Here is a 20078-nt window from a genome sequence, read left to right on the forward strand (position 1 = left end):
GATAAGGTACACAGGGTTTGGTTCCGGTGCTGGCTTTCAGTGCGTCAAGGCTTGTTGAAAGGAAGTGTCGATGATGCCTGCGGTGGCCAGTGGTGCCGGCAGTGCTTTGACTTTGAACAGGAAGTCCGCCGTGCTCTGTAAATCTGCTGCCGCTTGCTGGTCCACCGGCCCGACGCTCATGTGGGCCTGGCGCAACCAATGCCGCGAGACCTGCTGATCGAGGTTGGCTTTTTTTGCCCAGAGGTCAGCGTACTCGTCGGTATGGTGATCAACCCAGGCTCTCGCCTGTTTCAAACGCCCGAGAAAATCGGCGATCGCCGCCCGCTTGCTGTCGATGGAAGGAGTCGACGCCGCGATGGCACTGAGGCCTGGCATCAGGTTTTTCGCCGTCAGAATCGGCCGAGCGCCAGAGAACACGATCTGTTGCGAGATATACGGTTCCCACACCGGAAAGGCGTCGATGCTGCCCTGCGGCAAAGCGGCGGCTGCGTCGATTGGCATCAACTTGACGAAGTCGACGTAGTTTTCCGGCAGACCGCCCTGCTCCAATGCGCGCAGGGTCAGTTGCTGACTCCAGGCCCCGGGCCAGTAAGCGACTTTCTTGCCTTTCAGGTCGGCGATGGTTTTCACCGGCGAATCCTTTGGTACCAGTAGCGCGATGGTGTCCGGATTCTGCCGCGATACGCCAATCAGTTTCACTGGTGCCTGTTTGGCAGCAAGGAAAAGGAAACCGGAATCGCCGAGAAACCCCAGATCCAGCGAGCCGGTTTGCAACGCTTCGGCGAGCGGCGCGGCAGCCTGGAAGTGTTTCCAATCGACTGTGTAAGGTGCGTCTTTCAACACGCCGGAGGCTTCGATCGAAGCGCGGATGTTGTAGTAGTTCTGATCGCCCACGTGCAGGACTAAAGGCTCCGCGGCGTAGGCCAGTGGCGAGGTCAACAAGACAATGGTCAGCGCGCGGCGTAGGAAACGAGAAAGCTTCATGGCGAGTCCTGCAGATGAGGTTTGCATAGACCATAACGCTCTTGATTTTAATTTTTAAATTCTAATTTCGCATAAGTTAATCACTGTATTACGCATCGTCGAGGCAGATTGGCCTGGCGACGCCAACCGACCGGAACGACTAAATATTTGCCGATTGGGCGCGTTATCCGAACATGCGATTCGTTGATTCCCCAGCGTTACAAAAAGTGTTTCAACGGCGAAACAAGCTCGATAAAACAGCCGTTTGAGCGAATCAACCGCCTGTCTGACATTTCGACTGTCATACATACATTTTCACGCGCTGCGGATAGCATGCGCGCCGCCTTTCCGATTGGTATACCAGTTGACCAAAGAGTCAAAGAAATCAGGAATCCATCAACAACTTTCAAGCCTTGCAGAGAAATAAGTGAGCGACGATTTTGCAATCAAACAGGTCAGCGGCCTGAAGTGTGTCCATCTGTCCAAGACAGAACGCCTGGAACTCGACTGTTTTATCGGCCATTACATCAAGACCCGAAACCTGCACAGCGTGCCCGACATCGAACGCACCCTGCGCAGCACCCTCGAGGGATATCCCGGCCATCCGCCGGTGATGGTCAATGAGCTCAATGCGTGGATCGATCGAACGTTGGGGTATCGGGCGACCTACCCGGACTTCACGCAGCTGGAAGACCTCTGAAACGCGAAGAGCCCCGCTGATGCGGGGCTCTTCGTATGCGTTGTTCAAGGCTTCAGAGGACGCTCCTGATCGCGCTCCGACAGCTCGCGGCTGTCATCGTGCTTCCAGGTTTTCTCCTCTCTTTTCTTCTGCCGCTCGATCTCGGCCTGCGTTGGCTCATCTTCATCGGGACGCGGTTGCTCGTTCGCCATGTGCATCTCACCTCAGAACAAGTTGATCATTGTCAAAGGGTAGAACACTTTTCCTGGTCCAAATTCACCAACGAATTTTGTCTCGCGCGGCGTACCATAGCGCCATCCATCTTCACGTCAGGAAGACGCCATGCTGTACCGAATCGCCGCCGACGGGCTGGTGCTGTTTCACTTGTGTTTCATCCTGTTCGTGCTGTTCGGCGGGCTGTTGGTGCTGCGCTGGCCACGGCTGATGTGGCTGCACTTGCCAGCTGCAGCCTGGGGCGTGGCGGTCGAGGTGTTGCACCTGACCTGTCCGCTGACTTACTGGGAAAACCTGATGCGCCACGCGGCCGGGCAGACCGAATACGCGGGCGGCTTCATCGAGCACTACATCTGGCCGATCATCTATCCGGCAGGTCTGACGCCGCAGATTCAATTGGCCCTCGGCAGCGTGGTACTGGCGATCAACCTGATCGTCTACGCGCGACTGCTGCGCGCGTGGAAACTGCGCCGCGCCAGACGCATTCCGTTTTAACGCGAGTCTGGTTTCAATGTCTCCAGCCACTGCGGATCGAAGCGTGGCTGGTGTGGATCAAGGCCCTGCGCCTGCATCCGCGCCTTGTGCTGTTCGACTTCGTCACGCAATTGGCCGTGATCGCTCGAGTTGCCGTCCAGCTCGTGCATCTGCAGCAATCCCATGTGGTAGAAGCGCAACACCTTCATCGCCGCCGGGTCATTATCCTGCACCGCCGCTGTCACCTGATGCATCACATTGGTGATGCTCATCAGATTGCGCTTGAGGCGCCAGCCATACACCGCAGGGGCCATCCAGGTCTGATGCCAGAAGCGTCCGCGCAACAGCGCTGCCGTCAGCAGAAACGCCACGAACACGCCGCCAACATTGAACCGCAGATTATCCCCCTCGGGCTCACCGAACACTGCCACCGCGACGGACGAAAACAGCATTGCCAGCAGCAAAAAAAGCACAGCGATAATGACTGTGCTGCGGCGGGTCTGCTGGCGAAAGGTAGCGGGGTCCATCGGCTGAATCTCGAACATCGAAATGACTTCCCTGATTGACAAAAGGCGCAACGGAAAAAACTCGCCGGCGCATTATCGCATCGCATCGGGTTTTAGCTATGCTGGGGCTCCTTTTCATCTTTTCAGCGTCCAACGGGACATGGCGGTCCAGCGCAGATCGTGCCATCTTCATTCATGGATACACACTATTCGGATGCCATCCGCTGCGTTGTGGATGACATCGTTTTAAGGATCACTGCATGACCCAACGACACGTAATCAATGCCTCGGTCAGCCCGAAAGGCAGTCTGGAAACCCTTTCTCAACGTGAAGTCCAGCAACTGAGCGAAGCCGGATCCGGCAGCACCTACACCCTCTTCCGCCAGTGCGCCCTGGCCATCCTCAACACCGGCGCGCATGTCGACAATGCCAAGACCATCCTCGAAGCCTACAAGGACTTCGAAATCCGCATTCACCAACAGGATCGCGGTGTGCGCCTGGAGCTGCTGAACGCTCCGGCCGACGCGTTCGTCGATGGCGAGATGATCGCCAGCACCCGCGAAATGCTCTTCAGTGCCTTGCGCGACATCGTCTATACCGAAAACGAACTCGACAGCCAGCGCATCGACCTGAGCAATTCCCAGGGCATCAGTGACTACGTGTTCCACCTGCTGCGCAACGCGCGCACCCTGCGCCCAGGCGTCGAGCCGAAAATCGTGGTGTGCTGGGGCGGCCACTCGATCAACACCGAAGAATACAAATACACCAAGAAAGTCGGCCACGAACTGGGCCTGCGCAGCCTCGACATCTGCACCGGTTGCGGCCCGGGCGTAATGAAAGGCCCGATGAAGGGCGCCACCATCGCCCATGCCAAACAGCGCATTCATGGCGGTCGCTACCTCGGTTTGACCGAGCCGGGCATCATCGCTGCCGAAGCGCCGAACCCGATCGTCAATGAGCTGGTGATCCTGCCGGACATCGAAAAGCGTCTGGAAGCCTTCGTCCGTGTGGGCCACGGTATCATTATTTTCCCGGGCGGCGCCGGTACTGCTGAAGAGTTCCTCTACCTGCTCGGCATCCTGATGCACCCGGGCAACGAAGGTCTGCCATTCCCGGTGATCCTCACCGGGCCGAAGAACGCTGCACCGTATCTGGAACAGCTGGATGCCTTCGTCATCGCGACCCTTGGCGAAGCGGCGAAGCAGCATTACGAGATCATCATCGATGACCCGGCCGAAGTGGCGCGACAGATGACTCAGGGCCTGAAAGCGGTGAAGCAGTTCCGCCGCGAGCGCAACGACGCGTTCCACTTCAACTGGCTGCTGAAGATCGATGAGGGCTTCCAGCGTCCGTTCGATCCGACCCACGAAAACATGGCCAACCTGAAACTGCACCGCGACCAGCCACCCCACGAACTGGCGGCCAACCTGCGCCGGGCGTTCTCTGGCATCGTCGCTGGCAACGTCAAGGACAAGGGCATTCGTCTGATCGAGGAGCACGGCCCCTATCAGATCCGTGGTGACGCGGCGATCATGCAGCCGCTCGATGCGCTACTGAAAGCCTTCGTCGCCCAGCACCGGATGAAGTTGCCGGGTGGCGCGGCGTATGTGCCTTGTTATCGCGTGGTTGCATAACTCTTCCGACCACCACATAACAAATGCAGGAGTGAGCCTGCTCGCGATAGCGGTGGTTCAGTCAATAAAAGCTGACTGATAGACCGCGATCGCGAGCAGGCTCACTCCTACAGGGGCTGCGGTGTGGCGCAAATTGTTTTCACAACCTCAATATCCTGTAGTGGCGAGCCAGAGAGAACACATCAATCCCTCAGATTATTCACCAACCGCCCTGCCAACGCTTTAGCCTGCGCTGCCACATCCGTCACCGCCGTACTCTCCCACCACATCCCGCGCAACGGCGGGCCCATGGCAAACAAACGAGAACTCACGCGCCCTTCGGCATCGACCACAGCGCCGTCCACTGCTGCGATCCCCAACGCCAACGGCCCCGGTTGCACCAGTCCCCGCGCCAGCAATTGCTGCGGCAACGGCCGGGCGACCCGCCGCCAGTCATATTCGATGCCGCTCGAGTTGATCAGCGCCGCACCGCTCACCACGCGCGTTTCGGTTTCACCGCGCGGACGAATGCGAATGCTCACAGCCTCGCCCGTGCCGGGTTCGAGCCCGTTGAACGACGCGGCATGAATGCGCAAGCGTCCTTCGTAATGCAGTCGCTCGATCAACTCGGCGCTCAGCGGTGGCGAGCGATGGTGATGACTCTCCCACCACGGCCGCACATGGCGTACGAATTGTCGACGCTGCACGTCAGTCGCCTGACTCCACAACCGAGCGATATGCGCGCGAACGGTATCGAGTGGCGCCTGCCAATCAACGCCTTGAGCTACGGCGTCGCGACAGTGCCGACGCAATTCGTGCAACAACTGGCGGGGCGTGCGGATGCTGTGATCCTGCGCCAGAAAATCCGCCCAGGCTGGCGGTTGCCGACGAACATGGGGCAGCAAACCATGCCGTGAAAACACCTCGATCGGCCCGCGATGCCCGGCCTGTTCCAGCGACACCACGGCATCGACCATGGTCAGGCCGGAGCCGATGATCAGCACCGTCGATTGCGGGTCGAGTGCGCGCATGGCCTCCACATCCCAGGGATCGAGCGCGGCGGCGTTGAGGCCACTGGATTGCGTCTGCGGCGTGCGCGCGGCGGGAAACATGCCGGTGGCCAGGACGGCGCGGGAACCCCACAAATACTGGCGATCGCTTAAGGTGAGTTGCACTGAACCGGACTCGATTTGCAGGTCGACGACCTCAGCACAGATATGTTCAACCGTCGAACCTTGCCGCACACCCACCGCCTTGGCCTCTGCAAGACGCTGTTGCACATAGACGCCGAACAAGCCGCGAGGCGGGAACAGCTCGCTAATCGGCACATCCTGCTCAGCGGACTCCGGCCAGCCGCCGTCAGCAATGTGCTCGGTCAGCCATTGCGTCAAATCATCAGGATTATCTGGATCAACACTCATGCGCGCCGCGTTGCCGTTCAGCGTATGGCCCAACTCGACCGCACTGTAAGCCTCACCTCGTCCCAGTTCAGCACGCGGCTCGATGATCAGAATCCTTCGTTGCCCAGGCAGGCGTAACAACTGCGCCGCCAGCATGGTGCCGCTGAGGCCGCCGCCGATGATCAGGATGTCCGCAGGCTGCTCCATTCAGATCACCACATTACGCACGAACCACGCCGCGACTTCGCCATCGTTGCGATAAGAATGCGGCTGATTGCTGGCGAACATGAAAAACTCTCCTTTATTGATGTGCTGCGGCTGATCGCCGAGCATCAGCGTCAAACAGCCTTCGAATACGTAGATCTGCTCGCTCCAGCCATCGGCGTCTGGTTGCGACGGGTAGACTTCGCCCGGTTGCAGACACCACTCCCATTGCTCGACTTCACGGGTCGCGGTGGCCTTGGACAGTAGCACCGCCCTGCTGCCTGGAATCGTGCCCGCCCAGGCAACCTCGTTGATCCGGCTCGGGTCGCGCGCATCGGGCGCCTGAATCAGATCGCTGAAGGCCACGTCGAGGGCTTCGGCGACGCGATCAAGCGTGGTCAGGCTGACATTCTTTTCGCCCGCCTCGATGGCTACCAGCATGCGGCGGCTGACCCCGGATTTTTCCGCCAGCGCGGCCTGGCTCATGTCCGCAGCATGGCGTAGACGTCGGACATTCTGGCTGACGTGTTGCAGGACGGAGGCTCGCTGAGTCGAATCTTTGTGCACTATATTGCTCACTCGGTGGGGTTGGGCAGTATACTGCGCAACGTTGGCGGCATTGTGCGGCCTCTTTTTTACAGTGTGCAAGGTCGTGATGTCGCCGAACAATTTTTCTTCCCGAATCCGCTTCTCCCGCTTCAGCAAAGCCGAGTGCGTGCTGGTGCTGATCACCATGATCTGGGGCGGCACGTTCCTGCTGGTGCAGCATGCCATGACGGTCAGTGGGCCGATGTTTTTCGTCGGCCTGCGCTTTGCCGCAGCGGCGGCGATCGTTGCTATGTTTTCCTGGCGCCACCTGAGTGAATTGACCTTGTTCGAAGTGAAGGCAGGATCGTTCATCGGCGTGGCGATCATGCTCGGTTACGGCTTGCAGACGGTCGGACTGCAAAGTATTCCCAGCAGCCAGTCAGCTTTCATTACCGCGCTGTATGTGCCGTTTGTGCCGCTGCTGCAATGGCTGGTACTTGGCCGTCGCCCAGGATTGATGCCGAGCATCGGGATCATGCTGGCGTTTACCGGGTTGATGCTGTTGTCGGGTCCTTCGGGGGCGGCGTTGAATTTCAGTCCCGGTGAGATTGTCACGCTGATCAGCGCAGTTGCAATCGCGGCCGAGATTATCCTGATCAGCACGTTCGCCGGGCAGGTCGATGTGCGGCGAGTGACAGTGGTGCAATTGGCGGTCACGGCGATGTTGTCGTTCTTGCTGGTGGTACCGACCGGTGAAGCGATACCGGATTTTTCCTGGTTGTTGCTGGCCACGGCTTTGGGCCTGGGCGCGGCGAGTGCGGCGATTCAAGTGGCGATGAACTGGGCGCAGAAGAGCGTTTCGCCGACTCGGGCGACGTTGATCTATGCCGGTGAACCGGTGTGGGCCGGGATTGTCGGACGGATTGCCGGGGAGCGCTTGCCAGCAATTGCGCTGGTGGGCGCGGGGTTGATCGTTGCGGCGGTGATTGTCAGTGAGTTGAAGACCAAGGGAAAGAGTGTTCAACCGCAAGCTGAACTGGAGCGGGAGACCCTTGGCTAGGCTGCGTCTGCCCTAGGGCTATCGCGAGCAGGCTCACTCCTTACAGGGTGGATTCGTTTCAAATTGTAGGAGTGAGCCTGCTCGCGATGAGGCCATCTGCAGCAACCTGCTCTCGTAGAAACAACGCCAAACACAAAATTCCAGACTACTTTGTAGGATTCTGCGACATCCTCGCGTTTGGTGATCGGGGAGCTGGCACGTATGATGCTTTACAAACTTCCGCAGATTAGAAGCCTATGTCCCTGATAGTTCTACTGCTTCTGCCATTCATTGGCAGCTGTCTGGCAGCGGTGCTGCCGCACAACGCGCGTAATGCCGAATCCCTGCTGGCGGGGCTGATCGCTTTGATCGGCACCGTTCAGGTCGCGATGCTGTACCCGCAAATTGCCCACGGCGGGGTCATTCGCGAAGAATTCATGTGGTTGCCCAGCCTCGGGTTGAACTTCATTCTGCGCATGGACGGCTTCGCCTGGCTGTTCTCGATGCTGGTGCTCGGCATCGGCAGCCTCGTCTCTTTATATGCCCGTTATTACATGTCGCCTGACGATCCGGTGCCGCGTTTTTTCGCTTTTTTTCTGGCGTTCATGGGCGCCATGCTTGGCCTGGTGATTTCCGGCAACCTGATTCAGATCGTGTTTTTCTGGGAGCTGACCAGCCTTTTCTCGTTCCTGCTGATCGGCTACTGGCATCACCGCGCCGATGCGCGGCGCGGTGCCTATATGGCGCTGATGGTCACCGGTGCCGGCGGTTTATGCCTGCTGGCGGGGGTCATGATCCTCGGCCATGTCGTCGGCAGCTATGACCTGGACAAGGTCCTGGCCGCCGGCGATCTGATTCGCGCACATGCCCTCTACCCTGTTCTTTTGCCACTCATCCTGATTGGCGCGCTGAGCAAAAGCGCGCAATTCCCGTTTCATTTCTGGCTGCCCCATGCAATGGCGGCTCCGACGCCCGTCTCGGCCTATCTGCACTCGGCGACCATGGTCAAGGCCGGGGTTTTCCTTCTTGCGCGTTTGTGGCCGTCGCTGTCCGGTAGTGAAGAATGGTTCTACATCGTCAGTGGTGCCGGCGCCTGTACGCTGTTGCTTGGCGCGTACTGCGCGATGTTCCAGAACGATCTCAAAGGTTTGCTGGCCTACTCGACCATCAGCCATCTCGGCCTGATCACTTTGCTCTTGGGTTTGAACAGTTCATTGGCAGCGGTCGCCGCGGTTTTTCATATTCTCAATCACGCTACCTTCAAAGCCTCGCTGTTCATGGCCGCCGGCATCATCGACCACGAAAGCGGCACCCGTGACATCCGCAAACTCAGCGGTCTGATCAAACTGATCCCGTACACGGCGACGCTGGCCATGGTCGCCAGTGCGTCGATGGCCGGGGTGCCACTGCTCAATGGGTTCCTGTCGAAGGAAATGTTCTTCGCCGAAACCGTGTTCATCAACGCCACGGCGTGGGTCGAAACCAGTCTGCCGATCGTCGCGACCATCGCCGGCATGTTCAGCGTTGCCTACTCCCTGCGTTTTACTGTCGATGTGTTTTTCGGGCCCACCGCTACCGATCTGCCGCACACTCCGCACGAACCGCCGCGCTGGATGCGCGCGCCGGTGGAACTGCTGGTCTTCACCTGCCTGCTGGTGGGGATTTTCCCGGCGCAGATCGTCGGGCCATTGCTCGCCGCTGCCGCACTGCCGGTCGTCGGTGGTGAGTTGCCGGAATACAGCCTCGCCATCTGGCATGGCTTGAACGCGCCGATGATTATGAGCCTCATCGCCATGTCCGGCGGCATCGTCCTGTACCTGCTGCTGCGCAAGCAGTTCAAGCTGGGCCGCTTCAAGTACCCGCCGCTGGTGGGCCGTTTCAATGGCAAGCGATTGTTCGAGCGCAGTCTGGTAGTGATGATGCGCCTCGCCCGGCGAGTCGAGCGGCGACTGGGTACCAAGCGTTTGCAGATGCAGCTGTTCCTGATGGTTTCGGCCGCTGTGCTCGCCGGTCTGATCCCGATGTTGCACAGCAGCCTGAGCTGGGGCGACCGGCCAAAGATCCCCGGTTCGATTGTCTTCGTGACTCTGTGGTTGCTGGCGATTGCCTGTGCGCTGGGTGCGGCGTGGCAAGCCAAGTATCACCGTCTCGCCGCCCTGACCATGGTCAGCGTCTGTGGTTTGATGACCTGCGTGACCTTTGTCTGGTTCTCGGCGCCCGATCTGGCACTGACGCAACTGGCGGTCGAAGTGGTGACCACGGTGTTGATCCTGCTTGGCCTGCGCTGGTTGCCGCGACGCATCGAAGAGGTCTCGCCACTGCCGAGCAGCCTGCGCAAGGCGCGCATTCGTCGTTTGCGCGACTTGCTACTGTCGATCGCTGTCGGTGCGGGTATGGCGCTGTTGTCCTACGCCATGCTCACCCGGCAGACGCCGAACCACATCTCCTCGTTCTACCTCAGCCGCGCCCTGCCCGAGGGCGGCGGCAGCAACGTGGTCAACGTGATGCTGGTGGATTTCCGTGGCTTCGATACCCTCGGCGAAATTACCGTGCTGGTTGCCGTGGCGCTCACCGTGTTCGCCCTGTTGCGCCGCTTCCGCCCGCCGAAAGAAAGCCTGCAATTGCCGGCGCAGCAACGCCTACTGGCACCGGACGTGGTCACCGATCTGGTCAACCCGCGTTCAGCCAGTGACACCGCGCTCGGTTTCATGATGGTGCCAGCAGTACTGGTGCGCCTGTTGCTGCCGGTCGCGCTGGTAGTGTCGTTCTATCTGTTCATGCGCGGGCACAATCAACCAGGCGGCGGTTTTGTCGCCGGACTAGTGATGTCGGTGGCCTTTATCCTGCAATACATGGTTGCCGGTACGCAGTGGGTCGAGGCGCAGATGAGCCTGCGCCCACTGCGCTGGATGGGCACCGGATTGCTGTTCGCCACCGCCACTGGCCTGGGTGCGATGCTGGTTGGTTATCCGTTTCTGACCACCCACACCTGGCATACCAGCGTGCCGCTGGTGGGCGACATTCATATCGCCAGCGCGTTGTTCTTCGACATCGGCGTGTACGCCGTAGTGGTCGGTTCGACGCTATTGATTCTCACCGCCCTCGCCCACCAATCGGTGCGCGGCCACAAAACGGCAGCGCTGCCCAAGTCCGTCGCCAGCAAAGGAGCCGTCTGATGGAAGAAGTCATCGCAATCGCCATCGGCATTCTCGCCGCGTCCGGAGTCTGGCTGATCCTGCGGCCGCGAACCTTTCAGGTGGTCATGGGCCTGTGCCTGTTGTCGTATGCAGTCAACCTGTTCATCTTCAGCATGGGCAGCCTGTTCATCGGCAAGGAGCCGGTGATCAAGGACGGCGTGACCCAGGATCTGCTGCACTACACCGATCCGCTGCCCCAGGCGCTGGTACTGACGGCAATCGTCATCAGCTTCGCCATGACCGCGCTGTTTCTTGTCGTATTGCTCGCTTCGCGCGGCTTGACCGGCACCGACCATGTGGACGGCCGGGAGCCCAAAGAATGATGGCAATGACTCACTTGATCGCCGCACCGATCCTGCTGCCGCTGCTGACCGCCGCGATCATGCTGCTGCTGGGCGAGAAGCACCGGCCGCTGAAGGCGAAAATCAATCTGTTCTCCAGCCTCGTCGGCCTGTTCATTTCGGTGATGCTGCTGCAGTGGACACAGACCACCGGCGTTCCTGGCTCTATCGGCGTGTACTTGCCTGGGAACTGGCAGGCACCCTTCGGGATCGTCCTGGTAGTCGATCGCCTGTCGGCACTGATGCTGGTGCTGACCGGCATCATTGGCGTCAGCGCTTTGCTGTTCGCCATGGCCCGCTGGGACGGCGCCGGGTCGAGTTTCCACGCATTGTTTCAGATCCAGTTGATGGGATTGTATGGCGCCTTCCTGACGGCGGATCTGTTCAACCTGTTCGTGTTCTTCGAAGTGTTGCTCGCCGCCTCCTACGGCTTGTTGCTGCACGGCTCGGGCCGAGCGCGGGTGTCGTCGGGATTGCATTACATCTCGATCAACCTGCTGGCCTCGTCGCTGTTTCTCATCGGCGCGGCGTTGATCTATGGGGTGACCGGCACGCTGAACATGGCCGATCTGGCGATGAAGATCCCGCTGGTGCCGGAAGCCGATCGTGGTTTGCTGCACGCCGGTGCCGGCATTCTCGCCGTAGCGTTTCTGGCCAAGGCCGGTATGTGGCCGCTGAACTTCTGGCTCGTGCCGGCCTACTCCTCGGCCAGCGCGCCAGTGGCAGCGATGTTCGCGATCATGACCAAAGTGGGCGTCTACACGCTGCTGCGCCTGTGGACTCTGCTGTTTTCCGGACAAGCCGGCGCCTCGGCGTTCTTCGGCGGCGACTGGCTGATCTACGGCGGCATGGCGACCATGGCTTGCGCAGGGTTGGCGATCCTCGCCGCGCAACGCCTGGAGCGCATGGCCAGCCTGAGCATTCTGGTGTCGGCCGGCATCCTGCTCTCGGCGATCGGCTTCGCCCAGCCGAACCTGATCGGCGCCGCGCTGTTCTATCTGGTCAGCTCGACCCTGGCGCTGAGCGCACTGTTCCTGCTGGCCGAACTGATCGAGCGCTCGCGCTCGGCCAACGAAATCCCGCTGGAAGACGAAGGCGAACTGCTGCCGCGTCCGCAGGAATCGCTGCAGCCGCCCAAGGGCATCAACCTCGACGACGAACAGAAAGCCGTAGTCGGTCAGGTCATCCCATGGACCATGGCCTTTCTCGGTTTGAGCTTTATCGCCTGTGCGCTGTTGATCATCGGCATGCCACCGCTGTCCGGATTTATCGGTAAGCTCGGCCTGATCGGCGCATTGCTCAACCCGTTGGGGCTTGGCACCGAGGCGCCGCTGTCTCCCGGTGCGTGGGGATTGTTGGCGCTGTTGATTCTGACTGGTCTTGCGTCCCTGATGGCCTTCTCGCGCCTGGGCATTCAGCGGTTCTGGACACCGGAAGAGCGTCCTTCGCCATTGCTGCGCAAACTCGAATGTGCGCCGATTTTCCTGCTGCTCGGGTTGAGCATCGCCCTGACTTTCAAGGCTGAACCGCTGCTGCGCTACACCCAGGCCACGGCCGATGCGCTGAACAATCCGCAGCAATACGTGCTGGCCGTCCTTGGCACCCGTGCCGTGCCGAGCCCGCAGGCCAGAGCCGACATGCTGGAGGTGCAGCCATGAATCGACTGTTTCCGGCTCCGTGGTTATCGCTGGCCCTGTGGATCCTGTGGCTGACCCTGAACCTGTCGGTCAGCCCGGGCAACCTGCTGCTCGGCGCCGCGCTGGGGTTCGCCGCGCCGCTGATGATGCGCAAACTACGGCCGAAACGCGCGCGCATTCGCAACCCCATCGTCATTGTGCGCCTGTTCTTTCTGGTCGGCCGCGACGTGATCATGTCCAATCTGATCGTCGCCTGGGGCGTACTCAACGCCGGTCGTCGCCCGCCGCGCTCGTGCTTCCTCAAAGTGCCACTGGACCTGCGTGATGCTCATGGCCTGGCGGCACTGGCGATGATCTGCACCGTGGTGCCCGGGACGGTATGGTCGGAACTGGCGCTGGATCGCAGCGTTCTGTTGCTGCACGTCTGGGATCTGGACGACGAAGCGCAGTTCATCGAGCACTTCAAAAGCACTTACGAGCGACCGTTGATGGAGATTTTCGAATGAGCCCATTGCTGTCGAATGCGATTCTGCTGACGCTGTTTCTGTACTGCCTGGCGATGGCGTTGACCCTGGTGCGCCTGTTCAAAGGCCCGTCAGCTCAGGATCGGGTACTGGCGCTGGATTACCTGTACATCGTCGCCATGCTGATGATGCTGACCCTGGGCATTCGTTACGCCAGTGACACCTACTTCGAAGCGGCGCTGCTGATTGCGCTGTTCGGCTTCGTCGGCTCGTTTGCCCTGGCGAAATTCCTGCTGCGTGGCGAGGTGATCGAATGAATGTCGAATTGTCTTTGTGGGTCGAGATTCCAGTGGCCATTCTGCTGGTGCTCAGCGGCTTATTCACGCTGCTGGGCGCAACCGGATTGCTGCGCATGAAGGATTACTTCCAGCGCATGCACCCGCCAGCGCTGGCTTCGACGATCGGAGCGTGGTGTGTGGCGTTGGCGTCGATCATCTGCTTTTCCGCACTGAAATCCGGGCCCGTGGTACATGCCTGGCTGATTCCGGTGCTGTTAGCCATCACGGTGCCGGTGACGACCTTGCTGCTGGCGCGGGCGGCGCTGTTTCGCAAGCGTATGGCTGGAGATGATGTGCCAGCCGAGGTGAGCAGTCGTCAGACTGAAAGTGGTAACTGATGATCATGTGGCGCCTGTAAAGGCGCCATCGCGAGCAGGCTCACTCCTACATCTCTGAAATGCGTGCCCATTCGGGAGCGAGCCTGCTCGCGAGGAGGCCAGTCGGGTCGTTACAAATCCCGGATCAGCTCAGACCCAGGCCACCGCCAACAACCCCGCTCCCAGCACCGCACACAACGGCGAATACACCCAGGTATCCAGCCGCGCGAATCGCGAATCCTTCACTTCCTTGAAAAAACCGACCAGATTGGAATCGCCGATAGCCCGGGCAAACATCAGCAACGCAATCGCACTGATGACCCATTGCAGTGCCTTGTGCTGCACTGCCGGCATGCCCCAGCCGACCCGCATGCAAACCAGCACCGCAATCACCAGCAGCGCAGCCGCCACTGCCAGCGTCAGCCAGCCCGAGGGTTTGAAGGCCGGGCGCACTGTGGCCACGAAGCCCGACACCGGTACTTGCGGCACCACCACCGCTGCCGCCCACTGCCCACCCAGCGCCCAATACACATGCATCAAGCCGATTGCCGCGAAGACCGTCACCAGCCATTGAGCCAACACAAAGGTCATGGTTGAAATCCTTCAAAGGGATTTGAACAAACCATCGTAGTCGGATTTTTTGCGCGTGCACGACCGGTCGGCGGTACGTCGGTTTACCCCGTTATTTCAGATCAGCCGTCACCTTGTCGGCCACATCCTTGGGCAGCCACGCTTGCCACACATCCGGATGCGCTTTCATGAACGCCACCGCCGCCTCACGAGGCGCGGTGTGTTTATCGCTCATATCCGCCAGCGCTTTGTTCAACGGCTCGATCGGGAAATCAACCTTGCTGAAGAACTCGGCAACTTGCGGATTCTGTTTCTGAAATGGCGTAGACACGCCAATCGACAGCTTCGATGCCAGCGAGCGGGTCGGTTTTGGATTGGGATTATCAGCGTCGGTCAGCGTCTTCCACGCTTCGGCATCGAACGGTGGCTCTTCCAGTTGCACCAGTTTGAATTTGCCTAGCAGTGGCGTCGGCGACCAGTAATAGAACAACACCGGTTTACCGCGACGAATCGAAGAGCTGATTTCGGCATCCAGCGCGGCACCCGAGCCGCTGCGGAAGTTGGTGAAATCGTCCTGCAAGCCATACGCCGTGAGCTTCTGCTTATTGACCACTTCCGAGGTCCAGCCGATCGGGCTGTTGAGGAAACGACCTTTGCCCGGGCTTTCCGGGTCCTTGAACACATCCTTGTATTTCTTAAGATCCGTGACACTGCGCAGATCTGGCGCCAGCGGCTTGATGCCCTTGGCCGGGTCGCCCTTGATCACGTATTCCGGCACCCACCAGCCTTCAGTGGCCCCTTTCACCGTATCGCCAAGCCCGACGACTTTGCCTTCCGCTTCTGCCTTGACCCAGACCGGACTGCGCCCCGCCCACTCTTCGCCGATTACCTGAATGTCGTTGTTGGCCAGCGCGGTCTCAAGGGTAATGGTCGTGCCTGGCAAGGTATCGGTCGGCAAGCCGTAGCCTTTCTCGACGATAACCCGCAACACCTCGGTGATCAGGCTGCCGCTTTCCCAGTTCAGGTCGGCAAAGTGGACCGGCGCTTGTGCCGCCTGCAGAGATTGCGCTGACGTCAGCAAACCAAAGGTGGCCACGCTGGCGGCCAGTAACCGTCGAAATCCGTTCATGCATCGCACCTCGTGCTGTTCACAGCAATGGCAGTTGGCCTGACAGAAATGCAAGCCTCTGAATGACTCAGTCCACTGACTTTAGCCGAGGTTCCTGCTTTTTCCGGGGGCTGTCACACACGAGGCTATCTTTCAGACTTTTCCTGCAAGCTTTGCAGCTCACGTCTGACCATGCTGGCGTAAGCCGCCGGTTGCAATGCATAGATCTGCGACGCCACCCAACCGAGCCAGGCGCCTTGCAGTTCGGCTTTTCGGACAAACAATCGCTGCGCCTCTTCGCGCGCGCTGCCGCAATTCTGCGAGTGGAAGTCCGCGCGGCTCACTCGCTGGCCTTGAAGGTCACCAGTTCGCCCTTGCGCCATTTGGCGGCCTTGGCAGTGACGGCTTTCAAGGTTTTGGTCAGGCCTTCCTGCAGTTGCTCATTGGCGGCGAATACCGTAACGACGCTATGGCCTTCCTTGAACAAAATCGCATGACCTTCTGCCGTGCTCACGAAGGCGTAGTCGCCCAAACCGTAAACCGTCATTTTGATTTCACGAAAACGAATGTCCATCTTGCCGCCTTCACGGCTGGGCAAAACCGACGCTATGAAATGGTCGCCTACCTTGAGCTTGAGTCCGGGTTTGTCATCGACCACCAATGCGCTTTCGGTGTCGATTTCAGCGACGTAAATGCCTTCGGCGTTTTGCTCGGTGATGTAAACAAAACGTGATTGAAATTGCTTGACCAGCTTTGCGCGCAAATCACCCAGCACGAACAAAGCATGCATATCGAGGTTACTGACTGCCAAAGAAACATCCCCACATTTGAAAAACCATGCACCGAAAAACGCGCACGGCAAAGAAACGGCCAAGCCGATGGAAACTGCCAAATCACTCAAAAACCCGAAGCGAGCAAAGCGCTCGTGAATCGCGAGGTTCGTAGACTACTGGATTGTCATTAGTGAAACCCGCTCTGAAATCGCCAAACGTTGAAGGAAAAGGCTTCAAGCGTGACTGGAGCAAATCTGACTACGAACTTCAGGGAAATTTCTCACGAAAAAAAGCACTTTTCCGACATATCGCTGGCGAAAAATTGCTTTAGATAAGGCCGGTCGTCAACAGGTACTGGCGATTCTAGAGCAGCGATGCTTATTACGACTACCCGCAACGGCCGCTAAATCCCGGCCGACTGATGAAAAGGACTTCATATGTGCACTTTGACTCATTTCGCCACGTCGGCTGACGCAGGAATCAGCACACCTCTGACGGTGCAGGTTGCCGACCTCAGTCACCTTCCGACATCTTCTAACAATCGCCAAACCCCGCATTTTCAAGTGGTGCCAGCGGGCATCGCCTTCTTTCACATCAAGGAGATATCCACGGGACGCGTCAGAGGTTTCCGCGGTAATCACAACGAGGCGTGCGCCCTCGCCCGCTCGCTTGAATCAAAAATCGAACTCCGCGCCGACGACTGCCTCAGATAAGAGGAGTGAACAAACAAGCCATACCGGCGCCCACCAAGGAGTAGATGATGGAACTGCCAACCGAGCTTAACCTGACCACCCTTTTCGACCAGCTGGGCTTGCCGTCCGATGAAGCGTCGATCAATGATTTTGTCGAGGCTCACCCGCTGGACTCGGACACCAAACTGATCGATGCCGGTTTCTGGTCGCCTCAACAGGCGCAATTACTCAAAGAGTGGCTGCGTGCTGACGGTGAAGAAGCGGTAATTGTCGATGAGCTGAACGTACGCCTGCATCGCGGTAAATAAGGGCGATCAGTGCAGGCTGTCGCCAGGCTCGATGTTCAATTGTTCGAGCCAGGCAGCCTTGCACTCTTCAGCCTCGTCGCGACTGGCGAAGGCCGTACCGCGACGCTCACCATTGAGCAAGACAACCCAGCACACGCTACGCCCCATTGCACGTAAACCGGCCGGCACCCCGCTGCCGATCATCACTGCCACATCCACCCTGCACTGCATGTGCCCTCCGAAATGATTAGCTACCTAACTAAGTCGTCAGGTTAAAGCTTTCCATCCAGAGGAAACAGCAACCGCCGTGCACAGATTCATTGCGTCAACAGTAACAATCTCAACGCGGATTCTCCGGTTTGTAACCCAGACGCAATCCGCCCCAATGCCGGCCCCTGATCATGATCGGCACCGATAAGTCATGCATAAGCTCGCCCGTGTCGCGGGTGTAAGTCTGCAATAGCACCGGTTGCTGATGGCTGCCACAGCGGATGCCAGTGCGGTCGGCAAATTTGCGTTTGGTGCGATTGTTTACCGTGTCGACCTGCACGTCACCGGTCAACGGCTGACTGAATGCCTGATTATGCGTCGGCACATAACCCTGCTGCGTGCAGGCAATCGCGAATACCAGCCCCTCGTGACGCAACAACAGCGGCTCTTGAATCGTCGGCAACACTTGATCGGTATAGCGATCAAAGCGGGTCTGATACTTGGCTGGCTCGGTACCGGGAATCGGCTGGTAGGTGCGATCGAACAAGTCTTCGATACTGATCCGGCCCTGCTCGACATCCGCTTCGAAGCGCGCCGCGATCTGGCTTGCACCTTCGCGGGCCAGGTCGTAGATACGCTGGTGGTAGTCATCCAGACCGACTTCGGCCAGCCGCTCGCTGATGGTTTCCGCCTGTCCCTCCATTTGCACCGCCGCATCGGCGAGACGGCGGGTCTGTTGATCGCTGATCGCCAGGTCGCTGCGCATTTGCTCGATCGCAGTAAACAAGGCATCAAGCTGTTCACGATTGGTTTGCGCCCCACGGGCGATCTCGCTGACCTGGGTTTCTACGCCAGCGGCCAGGCGCGCGATGTTGTCCAGATGCTGGCCGGTGTGCTCGACCTGTTCGACGCCGGTCTGCAGGTCGCTCGACAACTCGCGAATCTGCCCCACCACCTGGGCCGTACGCTGCTGAATGTCAGCGACCATCTGACCAACCTCGCCCGTTGCCGCCGCCGTGCGCGCGGCCAATCCACGCACTTCATCGGCGACCACGGCGAAACCGCGACCATGCTCGCCGGCCCGCGCAGCTTCAATCGCTGCATTCAAGGCCAGCAAATTGGTCTGGCTGGCAATCGACTGGATCACCAGCGTCACGCGCTGAATGTCGTCGCTGCGCACACTCAAGGCCTCAATCAGCTCGCGACTGGTATTGGCGCGTTGACTGAGTTGCTGCATACGTGAAATCGAGTCGAGCAATTCACTGCGCCCTGCCGCGCTGCTGTGATGCGCTTCGCTGGCGGCATCGAGCGCCTCCCGGCTGAGCTGTGAAGTAGCCTGTTCGGTGGCGATCATCACTTCGGCGTTGCTGACGATCTGTGCCGCCGCGTCGAGTTGTGATTCAAGTTTGCTTGCGAGCGCTTTCACCGAAAACGCGACGCCGGCTGCAGATAGTGCGTTGTGACTGGTGGTGTAGGAAAGATCGCGGGTCAGTGCGGACAATGCGCTCGCACTATCGACCGCAACAGCGGCAGGAGCGTTGCGCGACCGCAGGCGCGGTAGCCAGACAATCAGCACCGCCAGCGGCATGCCGAGGTACAGCGACCAGTCGGTCAGGGCCATGCCGGCCAGCAACAGCATCAGGGCGATGCTTTGCAGGGTCGGCGCGATCCAGCGGTGTTTCGGCAAAAGCACTGGTGCAGGCAGCGCCGCAACCAGAGATCCATCTCTCGTCATCTTCATCACCCCACGTTTGTTCTCATTGTTGTACCCGCATTAAACGCCACTACAACGCCATTATCCATGGTCCGTTAGTCGTGGGGTCTGTGGCAGGTCAATGGAACCGCTTGGGAAAAGTGCAGACGAGCAAAAGCAAAGATCGCAGCCTGCCGCAGCTCTTGTTGGAGCTGCCGAAGGGTGCGATCTTTTGCAGGCGCCCCCCGTTCAGGGGGCGGCCACGGAATCAGGCCTGACGCTGGTGCTTGTCGATCTGCTCGTGACGTTCTTGAGCTTCGATGCAGTACTTGGTGGTCGGGCTGATCAGCAGGCGCTTCAGGCCAATGGCCTCGCCGCTGTCGTCGCACCAGCCAAAGCTGTCGTCCTTGATGCGCTCAAGGGCTTGTTCCAGTTGCGGCAGCATGCGCTGATCGCGATCGATCGCGTTGACCAGCCAGGTGCGCTCTTCTTCAACCGAAGCCGCGTCCGCCGGGTCGGCCGGGGTGTCCAGGCTTTCGATGGCGATACGATTTTGCTCAATGCGCTCGTGGGTTTCGACTTTCATGTTCTGCAACAGCTCAGCGAAGAAAGCGTGTTGCTCTGCATTCATGTAGTCATCTGCCGGCATGGCCAGCAACTTGTCCTTTGTCATTGATATCTCTATAAAAAAACGTGCATTAAGGCGAATAAGGGAGCGTTTCGGCGAACCGTGTCGGGCCGTCGAAAAGGCATCGTTTTATTGCAAACGCCACCCGGCACTCAATTTACGAGGGGCGGCAGTCTAAGGCCC

General features: G+C 59.3%; 24 protein-coding genes. 12 read left to right on the plus strand and 12 right to left on the minus strand.

Annotated elements, in window-relative coordinates; all coding sequences use genetic code 11:
- Window positions 1–36 precede the first annotated feature (36 nt).
- Complete coding sequence (locus AC0Z4S_RS21605) at window positions 37–984, minus strand: ABC transporter substrate-binding protein (protein WP_485624520.1); 948 nt, start codon at window positions 982–984, stop codon at window positions 37–39.
- Window positions 985–1390: 406 nt separating this feature from the next.
- On the opposite strand from AC0Z4S_RS21605, the gene AC0Z4S_RS21610 reads away from it, so the two are divergent.
- Window positions 1391–1663, plus strand: a complete 273-nt coding sequence (locus tag AC0Z4S_RS21610; protein ID WP_042606722.1) for a hypothetical protein — start codon at window positions 1391–1393, stop codon at window positions 1661–1663.
- Between the two features lie 44 nt (window positions 1664–1707).
- On the opposite strand, the gene AC0Z4S_RS21615 is transcribed toward AC0Z4S_RS21610, so the two are convergent.
- Entirely contained in the window at window positions 1708–1854 is a 147-nt protein-coding gene (locus AC0Z4S_RS21615) for a hypothetical protein (RefSeq protein WP_485624521.1), read from the minus strand.
- Between the two features lie 130 nt (window positions 1855–1984).
- Between AC0Z4S_RS21615 and AC0Z4S_RS21620 the strand changes: the two genes are divergently transcribed.
- The gene (locus tag AC0Z4S_RS21620; RefSeq protein ID WP_485624522.1) at window positions 1985–2371 is read left to right on the plus strand and encodes a DUF2784 domain-containing protein; all 387 of its coding nucleotides are present in this window, start codon (window positions 1985–1987) and stop codon (window positions 2369–2371) included.
- On the opposite strand, the gene AC0Z4S_RS21625 is transcribed toward AC0Z4S_RS21620, so the two are convergent.
- Entirely contained in the window at window positions 2368–2895 is a 528-nt protein-coding gene (locus tag AC0Z4S_RS21625; protein WP_485624523.1) for a DUF3087 domain-containing protein, read from the minus strand. The genes AC0Z4S_RS21620 and AC0Z4S_RS21625 overlap by 4 nt on opposite strands.
- A gap of 221 nt (window positions 2896–3116) precedes the next feature.
- On the opposite strand from AC0Z4S_RS21625, the gene ppnN reads away from it, so the two are divergent.
- Window positions 3117–4490, plus strand: a complete 1374-nt coding sequence (gene ppnN, locus AC0Z4S_RS21630; RefSeq protein WP_133336521.1) for a nucleotide 5'-monophosphate nucleosidase PpnN — start codon at window positions 3117–3119, stop codon at window positions 4488–4490.
- A gap of 182 nt (window positions 4491–4672) precedes the next feature.
- Here the strand turns inward: ppnN and AC0Z4S_RS21635 are convergent, their stop codons facing one another.
- Together AC0Z4S_RS21635 and AC0Z4S_RS21640 are read right to left on the minus strand one after the other, a co-directional pair.
- On the minus strand, window positions 4673–6076 hold the full coding sequence (locus tag AC0Z4S_RS21635; RefSeq protein WP_485624524.1) for an FAD/NAD(P)-binding protein: 1404 nt from the start codon (window positions 6074–6076) through the stop codon (window positions 4673–4675).
- The gene (locus AC0Z4S_RS21640) at window positions 6077–6640 is read right to left on the minus strand and encodes a helix-turn-helix domain-containing protein (protein ID WP_485624525.1); all 564 of its coding nucleotides are present in this window, start codon (window positions 6638–6640) and stop codon (window positions 6077–6079) included.
- Window positions 6641–6728: 88 nt separating this feature from the next.
- Here AC0Z4S_RS21640 and AC0Z4S_RS21645 point away from each other — a divergent pair, with 88 nt between their 5' ends.
- The 7 genes from AC0Z4S_RS21645 (at window position 6729) to AC0Z4S_RS21675 (ending at window position 13955) form a co-directional block, all read left to right on the plus strand.
- On the plus strand, window positions 6729–7661 hold the full coding sequence (locus tag AC0Z4S_RS21645) for a DMT family transporter (RefSeq protein ID WP_485624526.1): 933 nt from the start codon (window positions 6729–6731) through the stop codon (window positions 7659–7661).
- Window positions 7662–7897: 236 nt separating this feature from the next.
- Window positions 7898–10816, plus strand: coding sequence for a monovalent cation/H+ antiporter subunit A (locus AC0Z4S_RS21650; protein ID WP_485624527.1), 2919 nt, complete (start codon window positions 7898–7900; stop codon window positions 10814–10816).
- Entirely contained in the window at window positions 10816–11160 is a 345-nt protein-coding gene (locus AC0Z4S_RS21655) for a Na+/H+ antiporter subunit C (protein WP_016775082.1), read from the plus strand. The genes AC0Z4S_RS21650 and AC0Z4S_RS21655 overlap by 1 nt, the downstream gene beginning before the upstream one ends.
- Window positions 11157–12836: a monovalent cation/H+ antiporter subunit D gene (locus tag AC0Z4S_RS21660; protein ID WP_485624528.1), complete on the plus strand. Its 1680-nt coding sequence runs from the start codon at window positions 11157–11159 to the stop codon at window positions 12834–12836. The genes AC0Z4S_RS21655 and AC0Z4S_RS21660 overlap by 4 nt, the downstream gene beginning before the upstream one ends.
- A complete protein-coding gene (locus AC0Z4S_RS21665) occupies window positions 12833–13321 on the plus strand; it encodes a Na+/H+ antiporter subunit E (RefSeq protein ID WP_485624529.1) in 489 nt (162 codons plus the stop codon). Before AC0Z4S_RS21660 ends, AC0Z4S_RS21665 begins: the two co-directional genes overlap by 4 nt.
- Window positions 13318–13596, plus strand: a complete 279-nt coding sequence (locus tag AC0Z4S_RS21670; RefSeq protein WP_071172757.1) for a K+/H+ antiporter subunit F — start codon at window positions 13318–13320, stop codon at window positions 13594–13596. Before AC0Z4S_RS21665 ends, AC0Z4S_RS21670 begins: the two co-directional genes overlap by 4 nt.
- Entirely contained in the window at window positions 13593–13955 is a 363-nt protein-coding gene (locus tag AC0Z4S_RS21675; RefSeq protein ID WP_485624530.1) for a Na+/H+ antiporter subunit G, read from the plus strand. The genes AC0Z4S_RS21670 and AC0Z4S_RS21675 overlap by 4 nt, the downstream gene beginning before the upstream one ends.
- A 129-nt stretch (window positions 13956–14084) precedes the next feature.
- On the opposite strand, the gene AC0Z4S_RS21680 is transcribed toward AC0Z4S_RS21675, so the two are convergent.
- The 4 genes from AC0Z4S_RS21680 to AC0Z4S_RS21695 form a co-directional block, all read right to left on the minus strand.
- Window positions 14085–14525 carry a DUF3995 domain-containing protein gene (locus AC0Z4S_RS21680; RefSeq protein WP_253502674.1) on the minus strand — a complete coding sequence of 147 codons (441 nt, stop codon included), beginning with the start codon at window positions 14523–14525 and terminating at the stop codon, window positions 14085–14087.
- A 91-nt stretch (window positions 14526–14616) separates the two neighbouring features.
- The gene (locus AC0Z4S_RS21685; RefSeq protein ID WP_485624531.1) at window positions 14617–15633 is read right to left on the minus strand and encodes an ABC transporter substrate-binding protein; all 1017 of its coding nucleotides are present in this window, start codon (window positions 15631–15633) and stop codon (window positions 14617–14619) included.
- Window positions 15634–15758: 125 nt separating this feature from the next.
- Window positions 15759–15956, minus strand: a complete 198-nt coding sequence (locus AC0Z4S_RS21690; protein ID WP_253502680.1) for a hypothetical protein — start codon at window positions 15954–15956, stop codon at window positions 15759–15761.
- Complete coding sequence (locus AC0Z4S_RS21695; RefSeq protein ID WP_471880164.1) at window positions 15953–16423, minus strand: hypothetical protein; 471 nt, start codon at window positions 16421–16423, stop codon at window positions 15953–15955. Before AC0Z4S_RS21695 ends, AC0Z4S_RS21690 begins: the two co-directional genes overlap by 4 nt.
- A gap of 399 nt (window positions 16424–16822) precedes the next feature.
- Here AC0Z4S_RS21695 and AC0Z4S_RS21700 point away from each other — a divergent pair, with 399 nt between their 5' ends.
- The gene (locus AC0Z4S_RS21700) at window positions 16823–17098 is read left to right on the plus strand and encodes a hypothetical protein (protein WP_253502683.1); all 276 of its coding nucleotides are present in this window, start codon (window positions 16823–16825) and stop codon (window positions 17096–17098) included.
- Between the two features lie 47 nt (window positions 17099–17145).
- On the plus strand, window positions 17146–17385 hold the full coding sequence (locus tag AC0Z4S_RS21705; RefSeq protein WP_253502686.1) for a DUF2789 family protein: 240 nt from the start codon (window positions 17146–17148) through the stop codon (window positions 17383–17385).
- A 6-nt stretch (window positions 17386–17391) separates the two neighbouring features.
- Here the strand turns inward: AC0Z4S_RS21705 and AC0Z4S_RS21710 are convergent, their stop codons facing one another.
- The 3 genes from AC0Z4S_RS21710 to AC0Z4S_RS21720 form a co-directional block, all read right to left on the minus strand.
- Entirely contained in the window at window positions 17392–17595 is a 204-nt protein-coding gene (locus tag AC0Z4S_RS21710; RefSeq protein ID WP_016775093.1) for a hypothetical protein, read from the minus strand.
- A gap of 109 nt (window positions 17596–17704) precedes the next feature.
- On the minus strand, window positions 17705–19315 hold the full coding sequence (locus AC0Z4S_RS21715) for a methyl-accepting chemotaxis protein (protein WP_485624532.1): 1611 nt from the start codon (window positions 19313–19315) through the stop codon (window positions 17705–17707).
- A gap of 220 nt (window positions 19316–19535) precedes the next feature.
- Window positions 19536–19940, minus strand: a complete 405-nt coding sequence (locus AC0Z4S_RS21720) for a TraR/DksA family transcriptional regulator (protein ID WP_485624533.1) — start codon at window positions 19938–19940, stop codon at window positions 19536–19538.
- Window positions 19941–20078 lie beyond the last annotated feature (138 nt).

The sequence above is a fragment of the Pseudomonas sp. 1L-B-1-E-C1 genome (genome assembly GCF_057291835.1).

Bases quoted from the DNA above. Each gene is read 5' to 3' on its own strand.
- AC0Z4S_RS21605 (WP_485624520.1), bottom strand. From the start codon at position 984: ATGAAGCTTTCTCGTTTCCTACGCCGCGCGCTGACCATTGTCTTGTTG.
- AC0Z4S_RS21615 (WP_485624521.1), bottom strand. From the start codon at position 1,854: ATGGCGAACGAGCAACCGCGTCCCGATGAAGATGAGCCAACGCAGGCC.
- AC0Z4S_RS21620 (WP_485624522.1), top strand. From the start codon at position 1,985: ATGCTGTACCGAATCGCCGCCGACGGGCTGGTGCTGTTTCACTTGTGT.
- AC0Z4S_RS21625 (WP_485624523.1), bottom strand. From the start codon at position 2,895: ATGTTCGAGATTCAGCCGATGGACCCCGCTACCTTTCGCCAGCAGACC.
- ppnN (WP_133336521.1), top strand. From the start codon at position 3,117: ATGACCCAACGACACGTAATCAATGCCTCGGTCAGCCCGAAAGGCAGT.
- AC0Z4S_RS21635 (WP_485624524.1), bottom strand. From the start codon at position 6,076: ATGGAGCAGCCTGCGGACATCCTGATCATCGGCGGCGGCCTCAGCGGC.
- AC0Z4S_RS21645 (WP_485624526.1), top strand. From the start codon at position 6,729: ATGTCGCCGAACAATTTTTCTTCCCGAATCCGCTTCTCCCGCTTCAGC.
- AC0Z4S_RS21650 (WP_485624527.1), top strand. From the start codon at position 7,898: ATGTCCCTGATAGTTCTACTGCTTCTGCCATTCATTGGCAGCTGTCTG.
- AC0Z4S_RS21655 (WP_016775082.1), top strand. From the start codon at position 10,816: ATGGAAGAAGTCATCGCAATCGCCATCGGCATTCTCGCCGCGTCCGGA.
- AC0Z4S_RS21660 (WP_485624528.1), top strand. From the start codon at position 11,157: ATGATGGCAATGACTCACTTGATCGCCGCACCGATCCTGCTGCCGCTG.
- AC0Z4S_RS21665 (WP_485624529.1), top strand. From the start codon at position 12,833: ATGAATCGACTGTTTCCGGCTCCGTGGTTATCGCTGGCCCTGTGGATC.
- AC0Z4S_RS21670 (WP_071172757.1), top strand. From the start codon at position 13,318: ATGAGCCCATTGCTGTCGAATGCGATTCTGCTGACGCTGTTTCTGTAC.
- AC0Z4S_RS21675 (WP_485624530.1), top strand. From the start codon at position 13,593: ATGAATGTCGAATTGTCTTTGTGGGTCGAGATTCCAGTGGCCATTCTG.
- AC0Z4S_RS21680 (WP_253502674.1), bottom strand. From the start codon at position 14,525: ATGACCTTTGTGTTGGCTCAATGGCTGGTGACGGTCTTCGCGGCAATC.
- AC0Z4S_RS21685 (WP_485624531.1), bottom strand. From the start codon at position 15,633: ATGAACGGATTTCGACGGTTACTGGCCGCCAGCGTGGCCACCTTTGGT.
- AC0Z4S_RS21700 (WP_253502683.1), top strand. From the start codon at position 16,823: ATGTGCACTTTGACTCATTTCGCCACGTCGGCTGACGCAGGAATCAGC.
- AC0Z4S_RS21705 (WP_253502686.1), top strand. From the start codon at position 17,146: ATGGAACTGCCAACCGAGCTTAACCTGACCACCCTTTTCGACCAGCTG.
- AC0Z4S_RS21710 (WP_016775093.1), bottom strand. From the start codon at position 17,595: ATGCAGTGCAGGGTGGATGTGGCAGTGATGATCGGCAGCGGGGTGCCG.
- AC0Z4S_RS21715 (WP_485624532.1), bottom strand. From the start codon at position 19,315: ATGAAGATGACGAGAGATGGATCTCTGGTTGCGGCGCTGCCTGCACCA.
- AC0Z4S_RS21720 (WP_485624533.1), bottom strand. From the start codon at position 19,940: ATGACAAAGGACAAGTTGCTGGCCATGCCGGCAGATGACTACATGAAT.